General features: G+C 67.3%; 19 protein-coding genes and 1 pseudogene. 16 read left to right on the forward strand and 4 right to left on the reverse strand.

Annotated features, from left to right (window positions below):
• Positions 1-3: 3 nt before the first annotated feature.
• The 10 genes from AC1DNF_RS31105 to AC1DNF_RS31150 all read left to right on the forward strand — a co-directional run bounded on the left by AC1DNF_RS31105 (position 4) and on the right by AC1DNF_RS31150 (position 9008).
• Complete coding sequence (locus AC1DNF_RS31105) at positions 4-483, forward strand: MaoC family dehydratase (protein WP_478152519.1); 480 nt, start codon at positions 4-6, stop codon at positions 481-483.
• The gene (locus AC1DNF_RS31110; protein ID WP_478152520.1) at positions 476-3022 is read left to right on the forward strand and encodes a CaiB/BaiF CoA transferase family protein; all 2547 of its coding nucleotides are present in this window, start codon (positions 476-478) and stop codon (positions 3020-3022) included. The genes AC1DNF_RS31105 and AC1DNF_RS31110 overlap by 8 nt, the downstream gene beginning before the upstream one ends.
• Entirely contained in the window at positions 3019-3600 is a 582-nt protein-coding gene (locus tag AC1DNF_RS31115; RefSeq protein ID WP_478152521.1) for a cysteine hydrolase family protein, read from the forward strand. The genes AC1DNF_RS31110 and AC1DNF_RS31115 overlap by 4 nt, the downstream gene beginning before the upstream one ends.
• 52 nt (positions 3601-3652) lie before the next feature.
• A complete protein-coding gene (locus tag AC1DNF_RS31120; protein ID WP_478152522.1) occupies positions 3653-4417 on the forward strand; it encodes a TetR/AcrR family transcriptional regulator in 765 nt (254 codons plus the stop codon).
• Between the two features lie 153 nt (positions 4418-4570).
• On the forward strand, positions 4571-5536 hold the full coding sequence (locus tag AC1DNF_RS31125; RefSeq protein WP_478152523.1) for a PDR/VanB family oxidoreductase: 966 nt from the start codon (positions 4571-4573) through the stop codon (positions 5534-5536).
• 41 nt (positions 5537-5577) lie between these two features.
• Complete coding sequence (locus tag AC1DNF_RS31130) at positions 5578-5970, forward strand: RidA family protein (RefSeq protein ID WP_478152524.1); 393 nt, start codon at positions 5578-5580, stop codon at positions 5968-5970.
• 13 nt (positions 5971-5983) lie between these two features.
• Positions 5984-6646 carry an RraA family protein gene (locus AC1DNF_RS31135; protein ID WP_478152525.1) on the forward strand — a complete coding sequence of 221 codons (663 nt, stop codon included), beginning with the start codon at positions 5984-5986 and terminating at the stop codon, positions 6644-6646.
• Between the two features lie 26 nt (positions 6647-6672).
• Entirely contained in the window at positions 6673-7329 is a 657-nt protein-coding gene (locus tag AC1DNF_RS31140; protein WP_478152526.1) for an RraA family protein, read from the forward strand.
• The gene (locus tag AC1DNF_RS31145; protein ID WP_478152527.1) at positions 7326-7994 is read left to right on the forward strand and encodes a 4-carboxy-4-hydroxy-2-oxoadipate aldolase/oxaloacetate decarboxylase; all 669 of its coding nucleotides are present in this window, start codon (positions 7326-7328) and stop codon (positions 7992-7994) included. The genes AC1DNF_RS31140 and AC1DNF_RS31145 overlap by 4 nt, the downstream gene beginning before the upstream one ends.
• 36 nt (positions 7995-8030) lie before the next feature.
• The gene (locus AC1DNF_RS31150) at positions 8031-9008 is read left to right on the forward strand and encodes a Bug family tripartite tricarboxylate transporter substrate binding protein (RefSeq protein WP_478152528.1); all 978 of its coding nucleotides are present in this window, start codon (positions 8031-8033) and stop codon (positions 9006-9008) included.
• A gap of 140 nt (positions 9009-9148) precedes the next feature.
• On the opposite strand, the gene AC1DNF_RS31155 is transcribed toward AC1DNF_RS31150, so the two are convergent.
• The 3 genes from AC1DNF_RS31155 to AC1DNF_RS31165 are packed head-to-tail and all read right to left on the reverse strand — an operon-like array spanning position 9149 to position 13844.
• Positions 9149-10960 carry an acyl-CoA dehydrogenase family protein gene (locus AC1DNF_RS31155; protein ID WP_478152529.1) on the reverse strand — a complete coding sequence of 604 codons (1812 nt, stop codon included), beginning with the start codon at positions 10958-10960 and terminating at the stop codon, positions 9149-9151.
• A 9-nt stretch (positions 10961-10969) separates the two neighbouring features.
• Complete coding sequence (locus tag AC1DNF_RS31160; RefSeq protein WP_478152530.1) at positions 10970-12667, reverse strand: 3-hydroxyacyl-CoA dehydrogenase NAD-binding domain-containing protein; 1698 nt, start codon at positions 12665-12667, stop codon at positions 10970-10972.
• 7 nt (positions 12668-12674) lie between these two features.
• Positions 12675-13844, reverse strand: coding sequence for a thiolase domain-containing protein (locus tag AC1DNF_RS31165; protein ID WP_478152531.1), 1170 nt, complete (start codon positions 13842-13844; stop codon positions 12675-12677).
• 220 nt (positions 13845-14064) lie between these two features.
• Between AC1DNF_RS31165 and AC1DNF_RS31170 the strand changes: the two genes are divergently transcribed.
• From AC1DNF_RS31170 to AC1DNF_RS31195, 6 genes are all read left to right on the forward strand, one after another.
• Positions 14065-15918 (forward strand): AMP-binding protein, encoded by a 1854-nt coding sequence (locus AC1DNF_RS31170; protein ID WP_478152532.1) that lies wholly within the window; start codon positions 14065-14067, stop codon positions 15916-15918.
• 22 nt (positions 15919-15940) lie between these two features.
• Positions 15941-16726 carry a crotonase/enoyl-CoA hydratase family protein gene (locus AC1DNF_RS31175; RefSeq protein WP_478152533.1) on the forward strand — a complete coding sequence of 262 codons (786 nt, stop codon included), beginning with the start codon at positions 15941-15943 and terminating at the stop codon, positions 16724-16726.
• 59 nt (positions 16727-16785) lie between these two features.
• Entirely contained in the window at positions 16786-18012 is a 1227-nt protein-coding gene (locus AC1DNF_RS31180) for a Rieske 2Fe-2S domain-containing protein (protein WP_478152534.1), read from the forward strand.
• 47 nt (positions 18013-18059) lie between these two features.
• Entirely contained in the window at positions 18060-19661 is a 1602-nt protein-coding gene (locus AC1DNF_RS31185; protein WP_478152535.1) for an ABC transporter substrate-binding protein, read from the forward strand.
• A 124-nt stretch (positions 19662-19785) separates the two neighbouring features.
• Positions 19786-21048 (forward strand): Rieske 2Fe-2S domain-containing protein, encoded by a 1263-nt coding sequence (locus tag AC1DNF_RS31190; protein ID WP_478152536.1) that lies wholly within the window; start codon positions 19786-19788, stop codon positions 21046-21048.
• A gap of 159 nt (positions 21049-21207) precedes the next feature.
• Positions 21208-21663, forward strand: a complete 456-nt coding sequence (locus AC1DNF_RS31195; RefSeq protein ID WP_478152537.1) for a MarR family winged helix-turn-helix transcriptional regulator — start codon at positions 21208-21210, stop codon at positions 21661-21663.
• Between the two features lie 62 nt (positions 21664-21725).
• Here AC1DNF_RS31195 and AC1DNF_RS31200 read toward each other — a convergent pair.
• A pseudogene (locus tag AC1DNF_RS31200) lies at positions 21726-21863 on the reverse strand (IS5-like element ISCARN85 family transposase); the annotation flags it as partial.

Below are 21863 nucleotides of genomic sequence, written 5' to 3' on the forward strand. Positions count from 1 at the left end.
CCCATGAACACCAGCAACTCCCCCGTGTTCGAGGACCTGCGCGTCGGCGACGAGATCGTGCCCATCGAGCGCGGCCCGATCACCACCAGCCATCTCATGCGCTGGTCGGCGGCCATCGAGAACTGGCACCGCATCCACTACGACATGCCTTTCGCCACCGGCCACGACAAGCTGCCCGGCCTGCCCGTCAACGGCACCTGGAAGCAGCACTTCCTCGTGCAGCTGATGCGACAGTGGCTCGGCCCCAACGGCTGGCTGTGGAAGATCGACTTCAGCTTCCGCAAGCTCGACGTCGCCGGCAGCACGCTCACCGCGTGGGGCAAGGTGACCGCCCTGGAAGTGCGCGGCGGCTACGGTTACGTCACTTGCGAAATCGGCATCCGCAACCAGGATGGCGAGCAGAGCACGCCGGGCACCGCGGTCGGCGTGCTGCCACTGCGCGGCGGAGCGGCCGTCCCGTACCCATTCGAACCGCATGAATAGCGCGACAACCGAACGCGCAGCGTTGGCCGGTGTGCGCGTCGTCGAGCTGGCACACGGAATCGCCGCCCCCTTCGCGGCGCGACTGCTCGGCGATTTCGGCGCGGACGTCGTGAAGGTCGAGGGCCTGGCCGGCGATCCGCTGCGGCACGACGGTCCGGCCATGCCCGGCGCGGAGCATTCGGCACTCTTCGAGTACCTGAACTGGAATAAGCGCGGATTCGGATGGGGCTTCGCGCCGGACGAAGACAGCGCTGCGCTCGACGCGCTCCTGGCCGGCGCCGACGTGCTGGTTCACGGGCTCGGCCCGCGCGAGTTGCGCGGGCGCCAGGATCTCTCTCCCGCCGCATTGCGCGAACGGCACCCGCACCTGAGCGTCCTGGCGATCAGCGACTTCGGCTGGACGGGCCCCTACGCTCACTGGAACGGCAGCGACCTGGTACTGCAGGCGATGGGCGGCATCATGTCGTTCAGCGGTCTGCGCGACCGCGAACCGCTCAAGCCCGGGCTGCGGCAGGCGTACTACTGCGCGGGGCTGAACGGCGCGTATGTGGCCATGGCGGCCGTGCTGCATGCGCGGCGGACCGGCATCGGCTCGATGCTCGATCTGTCGGTGCTCGAAGTCGTGGCATCCGAGCTGGTGTCCGTGCTGCCAGCGTATTCGCTCGCGGGCGTGGTCGCCGCGCGGCGCTCGGCGGCCCAGGATCCACTGCTCAGCGGCGAGCCGCTGCCGGTGGCGGACGGCTTCGTCACTCTGCAGGTCAACCCGCTGTTCGGCCCCGACAAACTGGCCCAGGTGCTGAACGAGCTGCGCCTGGCCGACCCCTCCTACGCCACGCAACAAGGCCGCATTGCCGCAGCCCCGGAGCTGCGCGAGCTGCTGAAGGCTTGCCTGGCGCACCGCGAAGGACGCGAGGTGTTCGAGGCCGTCAGCGATGCAGGCCTGCTTGCGGGTGTGCTGCAGGATGCCCGGCAGCTGATGCACTGCCATCACCTGGCCAGCCGCGCTTTCTGGACCGAATACGCGCCCGGCGACGGGCACCCGGCATGGAAGCTGCCGGCTCAGCTGGCGCGGATGTCGGCCACCCCCATGGAGGTTCGCCGAGGCGCACCGCGCCTGGGCACGGCTGACAACCACGCGCTGCTGCAGGAGTCGCGGGAAGCGGCACGACCGCGTACGGCGCAACCCACGCGGCCATCGGAAGCCCATAGCGCGCCGCTGGAAGGCGTGCGTGTCCTCGATCTATCCACCGTGTTCGCGGCTCCCTACATCGGCGCCCTGCTCGCGGACCTCGGCGCCGAGGTCATCAAGATCGAAGCGCCCAAGCGGCTGGACCAGTTGCGCGCCGGGGGCTTCGGCTACCTGATGGACAACGACCCGGGCGACGCCGGCTGGAACCGCTGCTCCACTTTCCAGATGCTCAATCGCGGCAAGCGTTCCGTGGTCCTGGACTTGCAATCCAAAGCGGGACGCGAGTTGCTGTGCGAGCTCATCGCGGCTGCCGACGTGCTGATCGAAAACTTCACGCCGCGCGTGATGCGCGACTGGGGCCTGGGCTACGAGCAGTTGCGTGAGATCAACCCTCGGCTCGTGATGCTATCCAACACCGGCTACGGGCACGGAGCGCCCTGGTCCGCCTACAAGGCACAGGGAACCACGCTGGAGGCCACGATGGGCCTGAGCGCCTATGCCGGTTACGCGGGCGGCTTGCCGATCAAGGTGGGCCAGTCCTACCCGGACTTCCTGGCTGCCTGGTCCGGCCTCACCTGCCTCATGGCCGCCCTCTTGCACCGCGACACGACCGGCGATGGCCAGTGGATCGACCTCGGCATGTACCAGCTCGGCGCGGTGGTGATTCCCGAAGCGCTGATCGCCGTGCAGGCGGGCCAGCCCAATGCTGGCCGTCGCGGCAATCTGGACTGGAACGCCCGGTTCGGCGGTGTGTTCGCCGCCCAGGGGCAGGACGAATGGCTGGCGGTCAGCGTGCTGACGCCCGCGCACGCCGATGCGCTGCGGGCGGTGCTCGGGGTCTACGGCATTACCGATGACGGCCTGCACGACGCGCTGTCACGCTGGTGCATCGCGCAGCCCGCGATCGAGGCGGCCGCGCGCCTGCAGGCCGAAGGCATTCCCGCGGGCCCCGTTCACAACGCGCGTGACCTGCTGGGCGACGAGCACCTGCAATCCCGCGGCTTCCTGGAGCCGGTCGACATGGGTCCCCCCACCGGCGCGCGATGGCTGATCGGCCGACCTTACCGTTGGCACGGCGCCGACGTGCGCATCCGCCGCCGGGCTCCGCACTACGGCGAAGACAACGACGCCGTCATCGGCGGACTGCTCGGTCACGGACCCGATGAACTCGCGCAGCTGCGCAGCGACAAGATCACCGCAGACAGTCCGCTGAATCCGCCGCGGCTGATGCCCGAGAACCTGCAGAAGCTCGTGCTCCTGGGAACCATCAAGGAATACGACCCGGCTTACCGCGCGCGCGCGCCAGGTCGGGCCCCCACTCCGAAAACATCGCAAAAGGAAATGACATGAAATCCGTCTATCTGGTTCTGGACATGCAAAACGACCTAGTCCACGCCGACAGTGGCGCGGGCAAGTCGCCCATGGGAGCACTGCTGCGGCAGCGGCGCGTGCTGGAGAACACCCAGGTGGCGCTCGAGCGCGCACGCAGCGCCGGCATCGCCGTCGGCTTCGTGCGCGTGGGCTTCTCACCCGACTACCACGAGTGCCCGGCCAACTCGCCGCTGTTCTCGGGCGCGCCCAAGGCCGGCATGTTCAAGCTGGGCGGCTGGGGCACCGAGATCCATCCCTCGCTGGAGCAACGACCCGGAGACATCCAGGTGATCAAGCACCGCGTGAGCCCGTTCTACTCCACCACGCTGATGGCGCAGCTCAGCGCCGCCGGCATCCGCCGCATCTACTGCTCCGGTGTCTCGACGCAAGCCGTCGTGCAGGCGACCGTGCGTGACGCGCACGACCGCGACTTCGACGTGGTGGTCATCGAGGATGCATCGTGCGCCCACTCGGAGCAGGAGCATCTGAATTCCATCCAGAGCATCTCGCGCTTCTGCCGGGTGGCGCAGGCCGCGAGCGTCGATTTCTCGCAGTGACGCACGAGCGCGTCTTCGCCGGGCCGTGCCACCGTCACGGCGGAGGCCAGCGGTGACCGACGAAGCCGCTGGCTGCCCCGTCCAGGCGCACAGCGCCCCGCTCTCGGTGCGCGAGCGGGGCAAGCTGCGGACACGGACCCGCATCAAGGAAGCCGCGCGTGCCGTGTTCGTGGAGCGCGGCTACGAGGCCGCCACCACGCGCGAGATCGCCGAGCGTGCGGAGGTGGCGCTCGGCACGCTGTTCGCCTATGCGCCCACCAAGTCGGAGCTGCTGCTGATGATCGTGAACGACGACATCGAGCCGCTGCGCAACCTTGCCTTCCCGCAGGCGCACGACACGCGGCCGCTCATCGACATGCTGATGGCGTTCTGCGAGGAGGACATGGCGTACTGGCGGCGCCACCCCGAGATCGCGCGACAGGCGCGGCGCGAGATCGGCGTGGTGCTGCTGGGCCGAGCGGCGGGGCCGGAAGCGGTGCGCTTCGCGTCCTGGAAGCCGCGCCTGCTGGCCGACGTCTCAGCGATCGCGGCCGTCAAGCAGAAGGCCGGGCGCCTCACGCAGTCGGCCCCTGCCGAACTGGTGGCGGAGCTGTGGTGGGCCATCTACAACCAGCACCTGCACAACTGGCTCATGGACGGACGGCCCAACGTACGCAAGGGCGCGCAGGACCTGCGCCGGCTCATCGAACTGGCCATCCGCGGCCTGGATCCGGCGCCCGAGGAACTCGGGCCGCCACCCAGCCAGGCAGGCGTCAAGCACACCCGTGCCCCCAAGCCCGGCCCGGCGAAGGCGCGACGGGCTGAGCCACCGGCCTGATCCCGCCTCGGCTGCGGGCGCCGCTCCCCTGGCAAACCCCGATCCATCTTAGATAACTAGAGCGTGCCACAACTTTGTTGTTAGCTATACAATTGCCGCACGGACATCAGCGCGACGAACCGCGCGCTGCCGCTCAGATCAGGAAAGCAACGCATGACGACTGACGTATGCCATGAGGTGCGGGTGAAATCGATCACCGAGGAAGCGGAGGGCATCCACTCCTTCGTGCTCGTCCCGCTGCCAGGCCAGGACCTGCCCCCGTTCGCGGCGGGCTCTCACGTGGACGTTCACATGAAGGCGGGGTTGGTGCGCAGCTATTCGCTCGTGAACTCGTGCGCGGAGCGGAACCGCTATGTGCTGGGCGTCGCGCGCAGCCCCGACAGCCGCGGCGGCTCCAGCTACATGTTCGACCAGGTGCGGGTGGGCCAGACGCTGAAGATCAGCGCGCCCCGCAACAACTTCGCGCTGGACGAGAACGCGCCGCGCAGCGTGCTCATCGCCGGCGGCATCGGCATCACGCCGATCTGGTGCATGCTGCAGCGCCTGCAAAGCCTGGGGCGGCCCTGGACGCTGCACTACTGTGCACGCAGCCGCGTGAACGCCGCCTTCATCGACGAGATCGAAGCGATGGCGCGCCAGGCCTCGGGCGAACTGGTGCTCCACTTCGACGACGAAATGGGCGGCGCCCGCCCCGACCTCAGCCGAGTGGTGGCGCAGGCCAGCCCGGATGCGCACCTTTATTGCTGCGGGCCTCAGCCCATGCTCGACGCCTTCCTCGCGGCCACGAGCGGCCGGCCCCGCGAACTGGAGCACGTCGAGTACTTCGGCGCGCGGGAAGAAGCGGCGCTCGACGGTGGCTACCGCGTCATCCTGGCGCAAAGCGGCAAGACGATCGACGTGACCGCCGGCAAGACCATCCTGGACGCGCTGCTCGAAGCCGGCGTGGACGTGCAATACGGCTGCATGCAGGGTGTGTGCGGCAGCTGCGAAGTTCCGGTGCTGTCCGGCACCCCGGATCACCGCGACTCGATCCTCACCGCCGCGGCCCGCGACTCGAACAAGACCATCATGGTCTGCTGCTCCGGGGCCAAGTCGGCCACGCTGACGCTGGACCTCTGACGGCAGGCCAGGCCTGTCCCCTCTCATCAACGGAAAGCCTCATGACTCTCAAACGATCCATTGAAGTTCCCGGTGTCACCCACGGCGACACGCCCATCCCGATGGGCGCCCGGGTCGGCAACATGATCTTCTCGTCAGGTATCGCCGGCAAGGATCCGGCGACCAACAAGCTGCCCACGGAAGGCGCCGACCAGGCCCGCTTCGCCTTCCAGAACATGAAGATGCTGGTGACGCGCGGCGGCGGCAGCTTGAAGGACATCGCGCGCGTGACGGTGTTCGTGAAGGACAACACCCAGCGCGCGCATGTGAACGCGAGCTGGCTGGAGCTGTTCCCGGACCCGGAGGACCGTCCCGCACGCCATACGCAGGTCGTCGACCTGCCCGGCGGAATGCTGATCCAGCTCGAAATGGTCGCGGTGGTGCAAGGTGGCTGAGGCGGCGAACCCCATGGGAGACGCAGTCAAGCGCCTGTCGCGGCTGGATGTCTGCGCCGTCTCCGACGCGCTGGACAAGGTCGGCATCCCCAACCAGGTCGCCAGCGGCCTGGAGCAGCGGGCGAGCACGCGGCGCGTGGCCGGCCGCGTCGTCACGTTCCGGCTCGTGCCGGCCGAGGGTGCCGCGGCGCCGAGCGGCCCGGTGCGCCATCTCGGCACCAGTGCGATCGAACTGGCGAGCGCCGGCGACGTCATCGTGGTCGAGCAGCGCACCGGCATCGACGCCGGTTGCTGGGGCGGCATCCTGACCCTCGGCGCCAAGGTCAAGGGCATTGCCGGCGTGATCGCCGATGGCCCCGTTCGCGACATCGAAGAGGCGCGCACCTATGACTTCCCGATTTACTGCCGGAGCCTCACTTCGCGCACTGCGCGCGGTCGCGTGGTCGAGGCGGAAGTCAACCAGCCGGTCTCCATCGGCGTGGTCACCGTCCGGCCGGGCGACTACGTGGTCGCCGATGCCGGCGGCACGGCCTTCATTCCCGCGGCGCGGATCGACGAGGTCCTGGCCGCTGCCGAAATGATCGCCGGGCGCGAGGCCGCGATGGCCAAGGCACTGCTCGCCGGGCGCCCCATCTCCGAGGTGATGGGCGCCGATTACGAACACATGCTGCGCTGAGCGGCACCAGCCACGAGGAATCTGCAATGAGCGACCGAAACATCGAACGGGCATCGGCCCTGGACACCGCCACCCTCAGCGACGCACTCGACAAGCGCGGCCTCAACGGCCAGTGCTACCGCATCAAGCCGCGCTCGTCGAGCTTCCGCATGGCCGGGCGCGCCTGGACGCTGCTCTACGGCCCCGCCGGCCACATCGTCGGCACGGTGGGCGACTACATCGACGAAGTGCCGCCCGGCAGCGTGATCGTGCTGGACAACGGCGGCCGTGACGACGCCACCGTCTGGGGCGACATCCTCACCGAAGTCGCGCACCAGAAAGGCATCGCCGGCACCCTGATCGACGGCGTGAACCGCGACGTCGCGCTGTGCCTGGAGCTGGGCTACCCCGTGTTCAGCAAGGACAGCTGGATGCGCACCGGCAAGGACCGCGTGCAGGTCGAGGCCACGCAGGTGCCGGTGACCATCGGCGGCGTGCGCGTCGCGCCCGGCGACCTGGTGCGCGGCGATGCCGACGGCGTCGTCGTCATCCCGCGCGACGTCGAGGACGACGTGCTCGCCGCCGCCGAACAGATCCAGAAGGCCGAGGACGCCATCCGCAAATCCGTGCGCGACGGCATCAGCCTGCGCGAGGCGCGGGCCAAGCACGGCTACCACGCCCTGCAGACCAAGGAGCGCGCATGAGTGGCGCCCTTCCGGCTCCGCAGGGGCCGACGATCCGCAATGACATCGAACGCGTCGATGCCGGCACCGTCGAGAAGGCGCGCCGCATCCCTGCGTCCACCCTGCACGAAGCCGGCGGCCGCGTCGGCGCGATGCCGTCCGCGATCAAGCCAATGGCCGCGTCGTTCCGAGTCTGCGGGCCCGCCGTGACGGTGAATTCGCCCGGCGGCGACAACCTCTGGCTGCACCGGGCGCTCTACGTAGCCCAGCCCGGCGACGTGCTCGTCGTGCATGTGAGCGACTGCCACGAGTACGGCTACTGGGGCGAGATCATGTCGACCGCAGCCCGGGTGCGCGGCCTCGGCGGTCTCGTGATCGATGGCTGCGTGCGCGACGGCGAGGTGCTGGAGGAATACGGCTTTCCCATCTTCGCGCGCGGCCTGTGCATCCGCGGAACCGGGAAGGACTACGGTGCTCGCGGCTGGATCAACCATCCCACCCTGTTCGGCGACCTTATCGTCAACCCCGGCGACCTGATCGTCGGCGACACCGACGGCGTGGTGGCATTGCCGCGTGAACGAGCGGCCGGTGTCGTCGACGCCGGCATCGCCCGCGAGGCCAAGGAGAAAGACATTCTTCGCCGCCTGGAAAAGGGCGAGCGAACGCTCGAGGTCTATAACTTCTAGGACGCATCGTCCGGCACAGATTAAGCAGGTGAATCCATGATCAAGTTCTTCGCGCGGGCATGCCTCCTCGCAGGCGCCTTCACAGCCATCTCGCTGGCGCCCGCCATGGCCCAGCAGGCGAGCAGCTTCCCCAACCGTCCGGTACGCTTCATCGTGCCGTATCCGCCCGGCGGGGCCACGGACGCGGTCGCCCGCCTGGTGGCGACCAAGCTCACCGAGCGTTGGGGGCAGCAGGTGGTCGTCGACAACCGCGCGGGCGCCAGCGGCGTGATCGGCGTCACCGCGCTGACGAAGGCACCCGCCGACGGCTACACGATCTCGCTCGTCATCAACACCCACGTGATCAATTCGCATCTCCTCGCGAAGCTGCCCTATGACGCGGCCAAGGACATCGTTCCTGTCGCCACCATGGCCAGCAGCCCCTTCCTGCTGGTCACCAACGGGCAACAGGGCGCACGGACCCTGAAGGATCTCGTGGCGGCGGGCAAGACCAAGCAGCTCAGCGCCGGCATGGTTGGCAGCGCCGGCCTGGGGCGGGTGGTTGCGGAACAGCTGGCCGAGTCGACAGGCATCAAGATCCAGAGCGTGCCGTACAAGGGCTCGGGACCGATGCTGACGGACCTTCTCGGCGGCCAGTTCGACTTCACGATCGACACGGCGAACGTCTATCTCGCGCACGTGCAGTCCGGCAAGGTGCGCGCTCTGGCCGTGAGCGGCGACAAGCGCCTGAAGTCGCTGCCCGATGTCCCGACGTTCGCCGAAGCCGGGCTTCCGAACTATGACGCGCGGATGTGGTTCGGCGTGATCGCGCCGGCGGGCACGCCCGCAGACGTGGTGGGCAAGCTCTCCAGTGACATCGGCAAGGTCGTCGTGCAGCCCGACGTGGTCGCCAAGCTGGGCGGGATGGAGTTCTCGCCGCTGCCCCTCGACGCCGCGCAGTTCGCCGACCTGCTGAAATCCGATTCGGCCAAGTACGGCAAGATCATCAAGTCCGCCAGCATCACGGCTGAATAACGCGCCCGGCAAGCAATAAAGCAGGCGTCCCGGTTGCGGGGCGCCTGCTTTTTTTGGCTCTGCGCGTTCGAACGTCTGCGCGTTCGATCGTCCGCGCGCTTTATCTTCGGCGGCGGCCGGTCCCTGCCGGCCGCCACTGCTCAGACCATCTCGTCCGGAATGCTAAGGAGCGACTCGCTCGAGGTGAGGGCGCGAGCCGCAAGTGCATGCACCAGCGGCAGTTCACGCGCGAACCAGAGCTGCGCCAGGGCCAGCTTGCGCTGGACCACGGCGTCTCCCAGCGACTCGCGAACCTCCGCGCGTTGCAGCGTCAGCACGATCTCCGCCCAGTTCCAGGCGACCGTGGCGATGCCCAGCGCGGTGAGGAAATCGTAGGCGCCGGAAGCAGCGACGGCAGGCGAGGCGCCGCGCAGTTCGGTCACCACGTCGTCCAGCCTGGCTAGCGCAGCCCCAAGGGCTTTGGCCTGCGCGCCCCACTGCGGCATCGCGCCCAGCGACTCGATCGCCGCGAGCACCGAATCCTTGAAGCTGACCCACGCCCTGCCCCCGGCCGCCGTGAGCTTGCGCTGGACCAGATCGATCGCCTGGATGCCGTTGGCGCCTTCGTAGATCTGCCCGATGCGGGCATTTCGCACGAGATGCTCCAGGCCGTAATCGCGCACGTAGCCATGGCCGCCCAACACCTGAAGTGCGTCGTTGGCGTTCTCGAAACCCTTGTCGGTGAAGTAGGCCTTCATCACGGGCACGAGCAGGTCCACCACGTCGCGCGCGCGCTCCCGACGGCCCTTGTCCGCGTCGCCTTCGGAGACGCTCTGCAGAAACGCAACGCGCACGGCCGTGGCACGCGCGCCTTCGGCGAACGAGCGCGCGCCCAGCAGCAGGCGCCGCACATCGGGGTGCGCGACGATCGGATCGGCCGGCTGCCCCGGCGTGCGCGCCCGATCGGGTGCGCGGCCGGACAGGCGCTGCCTCGCGTAGTCCGCGGCATTCTGGCGCGCGATCTCCGAATACGCGACACCGGACATGGCCGTGCCGACCCGGGCGGTGTTCATCAGCATGAACATGCCGGCCATGTTGGACGATGTGCCCTCGCGGCCCGAATCGGCGAGCCGCCAGCCCACGGCGTTCTCGAAGCTCATGACGCAGGTCGCGCTGCCGCCGATGCCCATCTTGTGCTCGATGGAGGCGACCGACACGCCGTTGCGCTCGCCCAGCTCACCGGTCGCGTGGTCGATGTGGCGCGCGGACACGAGGAAGGCGTTCACCGAGGACAGCCCCTCGGGCAGTCGTCCGTTCTCGTCAGGCACCTTGGCCAACACCACGTGCAGGATGTTGTCCGTCAGGTCGTGGTCGCCGCCCGAGATGAAGATCTTGCTGCCGGTGATGCGCCAGCTTCCGTCCGGCTGCTGCACGGCACGCGTACGCAGCTGTCGAAGATCGCTGCCGGCGTGGGCTTCGGTCATGCACATGGTGGCGGTCCAGTCGCCTTCGACCAGGCGAGGCACCACGTGCTCCTTCATCCAGGGCGTGCCGAGCACCGACAGCATGCGCGCGGTGGAACCGCAGAAGGCGCCGTACATCGCGAACGAGTGCGCGGTGGCCGTGCGCATCTCACCGACCAGCGAGGAAATGACAGCCGGCAGACCCGCGCCGCCAAGCGATGCCGGGACCGACAGCCGGGACCATCCCGCAGCGCGGTACTGGTCCCATGCATCGCGGAAACCGGCCGGCGTGCGCACGCGACCCGCCACGAAATGCGCGCCCTCGTCATCCCCCGCCTTGTTGAGCGGATGCAGCACTTCCTCGTGGAAGCGCGCGGCTGCGCTCAGCACTTCTGCGCAGAATTCCGGGGACAGTTCTTCGAAGCCGGGCAGGTGTGCATGGTCCTGCACGCGCAACACATCACGCAGCAGGAACAGGCCGTCCTCGACCGGAGCATGGTAAGTTGGCATAGTTTTTTTTCAGGCACTCACGGTGGAGCCGACGAAGGAGCCACCTTCGCGGGCCAGTCGTTCGATCAGCGGGGCGGGTTTGAAGACGTCGCCATGCGCGGCTTGCAGATCGTTCAGGCGTGCCAGCAGGGAGGCGGCGCCCTGGGTGTCGGCCCAGTGCATGGGGCCGCCCTTCCAGGTGGGCCAGCCAAAGCCGCTCAGCCACACCGCGTCGATGTCGCTGGCCCGTTCGACCACGCCTTCCTCGATCAGCTTGGCGCCCTCGTTGATCATCGGCAGGACCAGACGGTCGCGCAGTTCCGCGTCATCGATGGCGCGGCGGGTGATGCCCGCTCGGCTCGAGGCCTCTTCGATCAGCGCCGTCACTTCAGGATCCACGATCGGCGTGCGCTTTCCTGGTTCGTAGCGGTAGTAGCCCTTGCCGGTTTTCTGCCCGAGCCGTCCCAGTTCGAAGAAGCGGTCCATGAGCCAGTTCTTCTCGCCGCTTTCTTGGCGCCGTCGGTAGCCGATCTCGATGCCGCCTGCCATGTCCTGCAGCTCGAAGGTGCCCATGGGCAAGCCGAACTCGGTGAGCACGCGGTCGATCTGCGCCGGCAATGCGCCTTCCAGGATCAGCCTGGCGGCCTGGCGTTCGCGGGCAATCATCAGGCGGTTGCCCACGAAGCCTTCGCAGATGCCCACCACGACGCCGACCTTCTTCATTCGCAGGGCGATCGCGCGCGCCGCATCCACGATCTGCGCGCTGGTGCGCGGCCCGCGGACGATCTCCAGCAGGCGCATCACCTGCGCGGGGCTGAAGAAGTGCAGGCCGATCACGCGCTCGGGGCGGCGCGTCGCGCCGGCGATCAGGTCGATGTCCAGCGTCGACGTGTTGCTGCCCAGCACGGCATCCGGGTGCGCGTACTCGTCGATCAAGGCAAATACCTTCTGCTTGAGCGCAAGCTGTTCCCAAACGGCTTCGATCACGAGGTCAGCGTCGGCCAGGTCCTCGAAGGCCGTTGTCGGCCGGACCTTGGCGGCGCGGGCATCGGCCTCTTCCTGCGACCAACGCCCGCGAGCGACGCCTTCGGACAAGGCCTTGCCGATGTTCTGCTGCGCTCGGTCGACGGAGGCCTCGGCCTGGTCGATGAGGATCACGTCGAAGCCTGCGGCCAGCAGGCACAGCGTGATGCCCACGCCCATGTTGCCCGCCCCGACGACGGCGGCGACGCGCATGGCCTCGACACGCGCCACCTGCGCGGGTTCGATCTCCGCAGCCGTGGCTGCCACGGCTTCCGCGGCGTACACGCTCGCGCGCTGCGCCGCCGGCGTGGTGAACAGCGGCACCGGCGGGCCGTTGTCCGTGGGCTTCCACGTCACCTCGACCTCATCGCCGATCTGCAGCGCGTGAACGTCCGCGTCGACGACGGCGGTGATGATGCGCGGGCCCTCGGCCAGCTCGACGATCGCCGGCGCGGTGGGGCGCGGCGCCCGGCGCTGGATCGTGAACGAGTAGATCGTTCCCTTGCCGCTCGCGGTGATCCAGTGCGTATCGGCGCTGCCGCAGAAGGGGCAGCGCGGACGGGGGAAGTGGTGCACCTCGCCGCATGCGTGGCACTTCTTGGTCAACAGCTTGCCTTCGCGGGCAGCCTGCCAGTAAGGCTGGTCCTCCGGAAACTCGACGGGCGCACGCAGCAGGTTGGGATTGGGTTTCGGTTTGGTCGCCATCGTCAGTTCACTCCGCTTGAAGGATTGCCGTGCCGGACGCGTGCGGGCCAGTGAGCATGCCGCCCGTGGCGTGTGCCAGCACGGTGTGGTGGTTCTTGACCTGCACGGCCGGATGGGCCTCGCCGCGGCACTGGCGCACGGCTTCGAGGATCTTGGTCATCCCACCCTTGTTGCCCGGGTGGTTGTTGCACAGCCCGCCGCCGTCGGTGTTGAACGGCAGCTTGCCGACGCCGGAGATCAGGTTGCCGTCCGCCACGAACCGCCCGCCTTGGCCGCGCGGGCAGAAGCCCAGGTCTTCGAGCTGGACGATCACCGTGATGGTGAAGCTGTCGTACAGCGATGCGTAGCAGATGTCGGCGGGGGTGACGCCCGCCTCGGCGAACGCAGCTGCGCCTGATCGGACGCCCGCCGAGTAGGTGAGGTCGATGCGGCCACCGTTCGTGTGCTTGACGGCCTCGCCCGCACCAATGAGCTTGACGAGGGGCCGCTTCAGCTGGCGCGCGATCTCCGGGCGCGTCACCACGATTGCGCCGCCGCCGTCGGTCACCACGCAGCAGTCGAGGCGGTGCAGGGGGTCTGCCACTATGGGCGATGCCAGCACGTCCTCGACGGTGACGACCTCGCGCCGGAACGCGTTCGGGTTGTGCTGCGCGTGATGCGAGGCCGCGACCCGAACCCACGCGAGCTGCTCGGGCGTCGTGCCGTATTCGTGCATGTGGCGCTTGGCAACCATCGCGTAGGCATAGAGAGGCATGAAAGGCACGCCCGCGGTGTAAGGCAGGTTTGGCATCGCACTGCGGTCCACGCCTGCCAGGCTTGTCCCCGCAGCCGCGGCCAGCGGCCGATCGGCCAACGTGACCAGTGCCACGTCGCACTGCCCGGCAGCGATGGCCTGGGCGGCGTGGCGCAAGTGCAGCACATAGGATGACCCGCCCGTCTCCGTGCTGTCGATGTGCCGCAGCTTGTTCAGCCCCAGGTACTCGGCCATGTTCAATCCGCCCAGGCCCGGCGCGTCGGCGCCGCAGAAATAGCCGTCCACATCGTCCAGCGTCAGTCCCGCGTCGGCCAATGCGCCGTGCGCCACCTCCGCGTGGAGTTGAGCCGTGGACACGCCTTCGGCGCGGCGCAATGGATGCTCGTAGATGCCGGCGATGTACGCCTTGCCCTTGATGGTCATGATTCGCTCCGTTCCGGTTGCAGGGACGGGCATGCATGTCCACCCAGGTGGCACCCGGATCGGCCCGTCGTACAAGGCCGTGAGTATAAGGTCGCCTTATTATTTGATTCTAGGGAAAACCACTTACGAAAAAGCCGCCAGCTTGATGTAAGGTCGCCTTCCACCTCGCAGCACCACCGTGTATTCGCGGGCGCGCCGAGTCCGATCAGAAGGTAATCGTATGTCCCCAGACCAGGTCCCGTTTCTCGACATTCCCTTCCTGGAGCGCTCCATCGACCTCGAGCGTCGCTCCGACGGAACGATCGTCGTGCGCAACCGGGTTCCCCTCAAGCCGATCGACGTGCCCATTCCGGGGCTGCTGCACCGGGCAGCCGGACGGCGGCCCGATCACACCTGGCTGGCGCAGCGTGACCGGTCGACGGGCCAATGGAACCGGCTCAGCTACGGCCAGGCGGTCGAGCGCGTCGACGCGCTCACCCAGGCACTGCTCGACCTGGACGCGCAGGGCCGGACCGTCATGGCGCTCTCCGGCAATTCGATTGAGCACGCGGTCTTCGCGCTGGCGGCCATGCAGGCCAGCATGCCCTACTCGCCGATCACGCCGGCGTATTCGCTGCTGAGCACCGACCACGCCAAGCTGAAGTCGATCTTCGCGCTGCTCGACCCGGCGGTGATCTTCGTGCAAAGCGCGCGGCAGTTCGAGGCGGCCTTGCGCGCGCTCGACCTGCGGCGCACGCGCGTGATCCATGTCGAAGACCCGGCCGACGGCCTGCCGTCGCTGGCGTCCGCCGACCTGGTCCGCACGCCGGTCCGCCCGGACGTGGCCGCCGCGCGCGCCCGCGTGACGCACGAGACCGTCGCCAAGTACCTGTTCACCTCGGGCTCGACCGGCATCCCCAAGGCCGTCACCGTCACCCAGAAGATGATGGCCGTGGCCACCGCCATGAACTCGCAAATGATCGAGACACGGCCCGACTTGCCGGAGAAGGTGGTGCTCGAGTGGCTGCCCTGGAGCCACGTGGCCGGCGGCAGCGCAATCTTCAACAGCGTGCTGGATGCTGCCGGCACGATGTACATCGACGGCGGCCGCCCGGCGCCGGGTGCATTCGACGAGACGCTACGCAACCTGCACGACGTGTCGCCCGGCTCATTCAGCAGCATGCCGGTGGGCTACGCGATGCTGCTGGAGGCACTGGAGCGCGACGACGGATTGGCGCGCAGCTTCTTCCGCAACCTGCGCCGCCTCACCTATTCCGGTGCGCGCCTGCCGGACACCATCTATGCGGGCCTCCAGGCCCAGGCCACGAAGCACACCGGCCGCCGGATTCCGTTCGGTTCGGCCTATGGCTCCACCGAAACATCCGCGGCGGTGACCTGCGTGTTCTGGCCCACAGAACGTTCCGGCCTGATCGGCCTGCCGCATCCGGGCGTCGAGTTGAAGCTCGCTCCCATCGACGGATCGCGCTACGAAGTGCGCGTGCGCAGCCAGGCCGTGACCCCGGGCTACCTGGGCCAGCCCGAGCTGAGCGCGAAGTCGTTCGACGAAGAAGGATTCTTCCTCATGGGCGACGCCGCGACCTTCGTGGACCCGGACAAGCCCGAGGAGGGCCTCGCCTTCGCCGGCCGCGTGGCCGAGGAGTTCAAGCTGCAGTCGGGCGTGTTCGTCCGCGTCGGTTCGTTGCGCGTGGAGTGCATCAGTGCGCTGGCGCCGCTGGTGACGGATGTCGTCGTCACGGGCGCCGACCGCGCCGACGTGGGCCTCCTGGCCTGGCTCAACCTCAACGCCTGCCGCGAGCTCGCGGGCCGGCCCGAGGCCACCCTGCCCGAACTGATCGCGACGCCCATGGTGCGCGACGCCGTGCGCGACGCGCTGACGCGGCACAACCTTCGCAACACCGGCAGCAGCACCCGCATCCGCCGCGTGCTGCTGCTGGTCGAACCCGCGTCGATGGACGCCGGCGAGATCACCGACAAGGGCTACGTGAATCAGCGCCGCGTGCTCGACCTGCGGGCCGCGTCGGTCGAACGCCTGTACGCACAACCCACCGATGACAGCGTCATCCTCATCGACTGACAGCCTACCTTCAAAGACCTCCATGACATCCTCCGAATCCCTGCTTGAGATCGAGCAACGCGAGCAGATTACCGTGCTCCGGCTCAGTCGCCCGAGCAAACGAAACGCCATCAACGACGAACTGATCGAGCTGCTCGGCGCGTTCTTTCAGAACCCGCCGGAAGGCGCGCGCTGCGTGGTGCTGCACGGCGAAGGCGAGCACTTTTGCGCCGGGCTCGACCTGCACGAGCTGATGCAGAAGCGCACCAGCGATTCGATCAAGGCCACGCGGCGCTCGCGCAAGTGGCACCAGGTGTTCGACCTGATGCAGCACGGTGAATTGCCGATCGTCAGCGTGCTCAAGGGCGGCGTCATCGGCGGCGGACTGGAGATCGCCTCGTCCACGCACGTGCGGGTGAGCGAAGCCTCCACCTTCTATCAATTGCCGGAAGGCCAGCGCGGCATCTTCGTGGGCGGCGGCGGCTCCGTGCGCGTGCCGCGCATCATCGGCGCCGGCCGCGTGACCGAGATGATGCTCACCAGCCGCAGCTACAGCGCCGAGGAAGGCCTCGCGCTCGGCTTGGCTCACTACCTGGTGCCCGACGGCCAAGGCCTGGCCAAGGCGCTGAAACTGGCCGCGACCATCGCCGGGAATGCCCCGGCCTCCAACTACGCAATCATCAACGGCATCTCCCGCATCAGCGAGATGAGCACCGCCGACGGCCTCTTCGCCGAGTCGATGGTGGCTTCGATGACGCGCGGATCCGGCGAAGGTGCGCAACGCATCAAGGCCTTTTTCGACGGACGCAAGGCGGAGCGCGAAAGCTGAAGCGCCGTCTTCCCAATACAGCCCCCCCGCAACGCAATCCACATCCGAGGAACATTCTCATGCTGAGCCGCGAAGACAACGAACTGCTGACCAAGGTGACGAACGGCGCCCCGATGGGCCGAATGATGAAGAAATACTGGTGGATCCCGGCCGCGTTGTCGGAGAAGCTGGAAGCGGACGGCGCCCCGCAGCGCGTGCGCCTGTTCGGTGAGAACTACGTCGCCTATCGCGCCACGGACGGCCGCGTGGGCTTCATCGACGAGGCCTGCCCCCACCGCGGTGCCTCCATGGCACTGGCCCGCAACGAAGACAACGGCTTGCGCTGCATTTACCACGGCTGGAAGTTCAGCGTCGATGGCCGGACCGTGGCGGTTCCCACGCAACCCAATAACGAGGCCGAGTACTGCAAGAACGTGCCGCTGCGCCATTTCCCGGTGCGCGAAGAGGCCGGCATCGTGTGGGTCTGGCTTGGCGGCGAACAAACCGGTGACACGCCGCCGCCCTTCCCCGAGTTGCCTTTCGTGGGACTGCCCGCCGGGCACACCACCGTGTTCCGCCAGAAGGTGAATGCGAACTGGCTGCAGGGCGTCGAGACCACGATGGATTCGGCACACCTGGGCGTGCTGCACCAGAGCTACACGGCGTTCATGGGCACCATCGGCCTGACCGCCGTCAACCAGGCGCCGGTCTACCACGTGATGCCGCAGGCCTACGGCTTTCGCTATGCCGCCGTGCGCGAGCTGCCCGATGGCCGCCAGTACGTGCGCACCAATTCGTTCGTGCTGCCCTGGTATGGCGTGATCGCCGCCGGAGACGCCAATGCGCCGCGGGGTGCCCTGTTCTTCTCCGTGCCGGTGGACGACGAGAACGTCCAGTACTGGAACGTCACCTACCGGCTGGACGCGCCCATCGTGCGGACTGTGGCGCTGATGCCCACCGACGCCGACTCCTGGCCACCGCTTCCGCCCGGCGACGAGAACGACAACTGGGGCCAGAACCGCGAAATCATGAAGCTCGGGCACTTCACCGGGTTCCCGCAGGCATTGGGCACGGAGGACTTCGCCGTCATCACGAGCCAGGGCCCGATCGTCGACCGCACCAAGGAATACCTCGGCGCGGGTGACGGCGCGGTGGTTCAGGTGCGCCGCAGCCTGATGACCGCCCTGCGCGAATTCATGGAGGGCAAAACGCCGGCGGCCGCTCGCCACAGCGACATCGACTATGCCAAGACCGCCCCCGTGGCGACGCTGGTGGAGAGCGGCGCCAAGTGGCGTGAAGTTGTTTGACTCGCCCGTCGTGCCCTTGATTCACTGAACGAAAGAGAAGACATCACATGAACTCTTCCCTCCTGATCGGCGGCGCGCTGCTCACCGCGGCAGCCTCGACACTGGCTGCGTCCCCGGCGGAAGCGCCGGTGCGGGGAGGCACGCTCACCTTCGCCGTGCACCTGGCAGAGCCATCGTCGTTCGACTGCCATGCGACCACCGCGGCCGGTAGCATCTGGCGCCTGGCTCCGCACTACTCGTCCCTGCTCAAGCTCGATCCCGACAACTATCCCAACGTCAAAGGAGATCTTGCGCGAAGCTGGACAGTGAGCCCGGACAACCTGACCTATACGTTCAAGCTCAATCCGAACATCAAGTTCCACGACGGCTCCGCGCTCACCGCGACGGACGTGAAGGTCAGCTATGACCGCATGCGCAAGCCTCCGGCCGGCGTGGTGTCCATGCACCAGGGACTGTTCGGCGACGTCAAATCCATTGAGGCGCCGGACCCGGCCACCGTCGTGGTCAAGCTCTCCGAGCCCAATGCCGCGATGCTGCAGTTGCTCGGCATGCCATTCGCGTGCGTCTATTCGGCCAAGATGCTGGCCTCCGACCCGGACTACCCGGTCAAAAAAGTGATGGGCTCGGGCCCGTTCAAGTTCAAGAGCTACGAGCCCGGCAAGTCCTGGGAGGGCGAGCGCTTCGCCGGCTACTTCAAGCACCAGCAGCCCTACCTCGACGGCTTCAGGGCACTCGCTGTCGCGCCGCCGGCCGCGGTCAACGCGCTGCTCTCGGGCCAGGTCCACTACCTGATGCAAGGATTGACTCAAGCCGACCAGACGCGCGTGAAGGAAGCGCGCGGCGATCGCGTCAACCTCGTCGGGGGCGAGCCCACGGCACTGCAGTTCTGGTTCGCGATGAACACGCAGCACGCTCCGCTGAACGACGTGCGGGTGCGCCGTGCGTTGCTGCTGGCGATGGACCACACGGCAGGTGCCAAGGCGATGGAGCGGTTCTCTGCCGTGAACCGCGTCGGCGGCCTGGTCAGGCCCGGTTCGCGCTATGCCCGCACCCCTGCCGAACTCGCGCAGCTGCCAGGCTACGGCAGCGACGTGGAGGCGGCGCGCAAGGAAGCGCGCCGGCTGCTCGGCGAGGCGGGGCATCCATCGCTCAAGCTGACGATGGTCAACGCGAGCATCTTTTCGTTCCTGGGCGTTTTCGCCGTCGATCAGCTTCGCCAGATCGGCGTCACTGTGGATCACCGCGTGGTGCCCGGGCCGCAGCTCTATGCTCGCCGCGCCTCGGGCGACTACGACCTGATCCTGGACAACCCGCCCGAATTCCTGGACGACCCGACGGCACAGTTCGCCTACTTCGCGCCCTTCAAGGACAACCCGTCCAACATGTCCCGCGCGAACGACACGCGCTTCCTGGAGCTCTATCGGGACCAGTCGCGTGAGCTCGACATGGGCGCACGCGCGATTCGCGTCAAGACCCTGGAGGCCTACCTCATGGACCAGGCCTATGTGTTGCCGCTCTTCTGGCAGGACTGGCGCCGCGTCATCTCGAGCGACGTGGGCGGGCTGAACAAGCCCTTGGCCTCGCCCTATCTCAAGATCGATCTGGCCGACATCTGGCTTCACTCCGGCGGCAAGGACGCCCAGAAGTAGCCCGACCCCAGCGCGGGAGCGCCGGGGGCCCCGTGGGCACCCGGCGCACTGGCTCCACGGACACTGTTGCATGCTGTCAAAGACGAAGAATGAACAACTGACCAGGGTCGGCCCCGGCACGGCCATGGGCGATGTGCTGCGGAGGCACTGGCATCCGATCGCGACCGTCGATGAAATGGACCGCACAGCCATCAAGCCGGTTCGGCTGATGGGCGAAGACCTGGTGTTGTTCAAGGACCTGAGTGGCAAGTACGGCCTGACCGATCGCCATTGCGCGCATCGCCGCGCCGACCTCAGCTACGGATTCGTCGAGCAGCAGGGCAGCAGGTGCAACTACCACGGCTGGCAGTTCGACGTCGACGGCGCGTGCGTCGCGGCGCCATTCGAGGACAAGACGGATCCCCAGAACCGTGTTCGCCGGAACGCCCGCATCAAGGCTTACCCCGTCAGACCCAAGGCGGGATTGCTGTGGGCGTATCTGGGCCCCATGCCCGCACCCGAACTGCCCGATTGGGAGCCGTTCCACTGGTCCAACGGATTCGCGCAGGCGGTGTTCTGCGAGGTGCCATGCAATTGGCTGCAGACCCAGGAAAACTCGATCGACCCGGTGCATTTCGAATGGATGCACAACAACTGGAGCCGTCGGTTGCGAGGACAAGGCGGGCAATACGCGCCGACGCACCTGCGGCTCGGTTTCGAAGAATTCGAACACGGCCTCATCTACAAGCGCGTTTCGGAGGACACGGACGAGAACCATCCAATGTGGACGATCGGCCGCGTGTGCCTGTGGCCCAACGGCTTTTACCTTGGCGATCACTTCGAATGGCGCGTGCCGGTGGACGACGAGAACACCTTGAACGTGAGCTGGTTCTTCGCCCGGGTTCCGCGCGAAGCCGAGCCTTTCGTGCAGCAGTGCATTCCCACCTGGACCAGCCCAGTCAAGGACGAACGCGGCCAGTGGATTTGCAGCCATTTCATCAACCAGGACGTCGTTGCGTGGATCGGCCAGGGAAGAATTGCCGATCGCACGCAGGAGACGCTGGGTGCCAGCGACCGCGGCATTGCCATGATGCGCCGCCAGCTGTTCGACGATATCGAGGCCGTGCAGGCGGGGCGGGACCCCAAGGGAGTCATCCGCGATCCGGAAAGCAACAACAGACTTGCACTGCCGTCCGATTCACGAGAGTTCTACCTGAAGGGTCTCGAGCGGACGGACTACCTCCGCCACCCGAAGTTCGCTCGATTCTTGACACACTTCGTCTTTCACGCGGGTCAGCCTGAGTGGGTCAAGCAAGCGCAGGAGGCTGCGACCGGCGTGCGGCCAGGCGCGATCGGTCTAGTCGATTCAACCCGGCAGATCAATCACGAACAGTCGCATGCCACTTGAGGGCCTCCAAGGGTTCCAGTGCTCAGGCCAAAGCCGACCGGCTCGGCCTGCGGCAGCAGCCGATGCACCCGATAATCGGCCGTGGAAACGTCCGGGCTCCGACCGGCACAGGGTCGCTCGAAGCGCCCTCTTTGAATTGTTTTTTGGATGTCCAGAGTCATGACCGTCAGCGCGAGAGCTTTCTTCTATCTGCAGCAGGTCGAGCAACTCGCCCGACGTCGCGTGGAGGGCTGCTTGCAGGACGACGTCATCACGGCGGGCCAGTACATGGTCCTGAACCTCGTCGTGCATCACCAGCCCATCTCGTCGGCCGATCTCGCCCGGCGAGCCAACATGACCGCGCAGTCCATGGGAGAATTCATCAAGGCGCTCGAGAGCAAGGGACTGGTGACCCGGCGCACCGACGCCACGAACCGCCGTATCAGCCACATCATGGCCACACCGGCAGGCCACAAGGTGCTCGTGCAAAGCGATGCAAAAGTGGACCAGGCCGAGCATGAGTTCTTCGACTGTCTCAATCGTGAAGAGCTCGCCCAGCTGAGACTCCTCCTGAGCCGCGTCCGCTCGTCGGAGTTCGCACGAATGGAAGAAAAGACGCGCCAGGACCAGCAGTAGCAGCCACTGCAACCTGATGCGGCCGCGCCGGCGGCCGAACGAATCACGTCGACTAGGGCCTGTTAACACAAGCGAAGTCCATCGGCGATCAGCGCGAAGCTGATGAAGCCGAGGAACATCACGTCGAGTTTCTCGAAGCGCGAGAAGATGCGGCGGAATCCCTTGAGGCGCCGGAACAGCCGCTCGACTTCATTGCGGCG

The organism is Variovorax sp. 01T432 (assembly GCF_056398605.1).

Excerpts from the sequence above, each read along its gene's own strand:
- AC1DNF_RS31105 (WP_478152519.1), top strand. The coding sequence starts at position 4 with ATGAACACCAGCAACTCCCCCGTGTTCGAGGACCTGCGCGTCGGCGAC.
- AC1DNF_RS31110 (WP_478152520.1), top strand. The coding sequence starts at position 476 with ATGAATAGCGCGACAACCGAACGCGCAGCGTTGGCCGGTGTGCGCGTC.
- AC1DNF_RS31115 (WP_478152521.1), top strand. The coding sequence starts at position 3,019 with ATGAAATCCGTCTATCTGGTTCTGGACATGCAAAACGACCTAGTCCAC.
- AC1DNF_RS31125 (WP_478152523.1), top strand. The coding sequence starts at position 4,571 with ATGACGACTGACGTATGCCATGAGGTGCGGGTGAAATCGATCACCGAG.
- AC1DNF_RS31130 (WP_478152524.1), top strand. The coding sequence starts at position 5,578 with ATGACTCTCAAACGATCCATTGAAGTTCCCGGTGTCACCCACGGCGAC.
- AC1DNF_RS31135 (WP_478152525.1), top strand. The coding sequence starts at position 5,984 with ATGGGAGACGCAGTCAAGCGCCTGTCGCGGCTGGATGTCTGCGCCGTC.
- AC1DNF_RS31140 (WP_478152526.1), top strand. The coding sequence starts at position 6,673 with ATGAGCGACCGAAACATCGAACGGGCATCGGCCCTGGACACCGCCACC.
- AC1DNF_RS31145 (WP_478152527.1), top strand. The coding sequence starts at position 7,326 with ATGAGTGGCGCCCTTCCGGCTCCGCAGGGGCCGACGATCCGCAATGAC.
- AC1DNF_RS31150 (WP_478152528.1), top strand. The coding sequence starts at position 8,031 with ATGATCAAGTTCTTCGCGCGGGCATGCCTCCTCGCAGGCGCCTTCACA.
- AC1DNF_RS31155 (WP_478152529.1), bottom strand. The coding sequence starts at position 10,960 with ATGCCAACTTACCATGCTCCGGTCGAGGACGGCCTGTTCCTGCTGCGT.
- AC1DNF_RS31160 (WP_478152530.1), bottom strand. The coding sequence starts at position 12,667 with ATGGCGACCAAACCGAAACCCAATCCCAACCTGCTGCGTGCGCCCGTC.
- AC1DNF_RS31165 (WP_478152531.1), bottom strand. The coding sequence starts at position 13,844 with ATGACCATCAAGGGCAAGGCGTACATCGCCGGCATCTACGAGCATCCA.
- AC1DNF_RS31170 (WP_478152532.1), top strand. The coding sequence starts at position 14,065 with ATGTCCCCAGACCAGGTCCCGTTTCTCGACATTCCCTTCCTGGAGCGC.
- AC1DNF_RS31175 (WP_478152533.1), top strand. The coding sequence starts at position 15,941 with ATGACATCCTCCGAATCCCTGCTTGAGATCGAGCAACGCGAGCAGATT.
- AC1DNF_RS31180 (WP_478152534.1), top strand. The coding sequence starts at position 16,786 with ATGCTGAGCCGCGAAGACAACGAACTGCTGACCAAGGTGACGAACGGC.
- AC1DNF_RS31185 (WP_478152535.1), top strand. The coding sequence starts at position 18,060 with ATGAACTCTTCCCTCCTGATCGGCGGCGCGCTGCTCACCGCGGCAGCC.
- AC1DNF_RS31190 (WP_478152536.1), top strand. The coding sequence starts at position 19,786 with ATGGGCGATGTGCTGCGGAGGCACTGGCATCCGATCGCGACCGTCGAT.
- AC1DNF_RS31195 (WP_478152537.1), top strand. The coding sequence starts at position 21,208 with ATGACCGTCAGCGCGAGAGCTTTCTTCTATCTGCAGCAGGTCGAGCAA.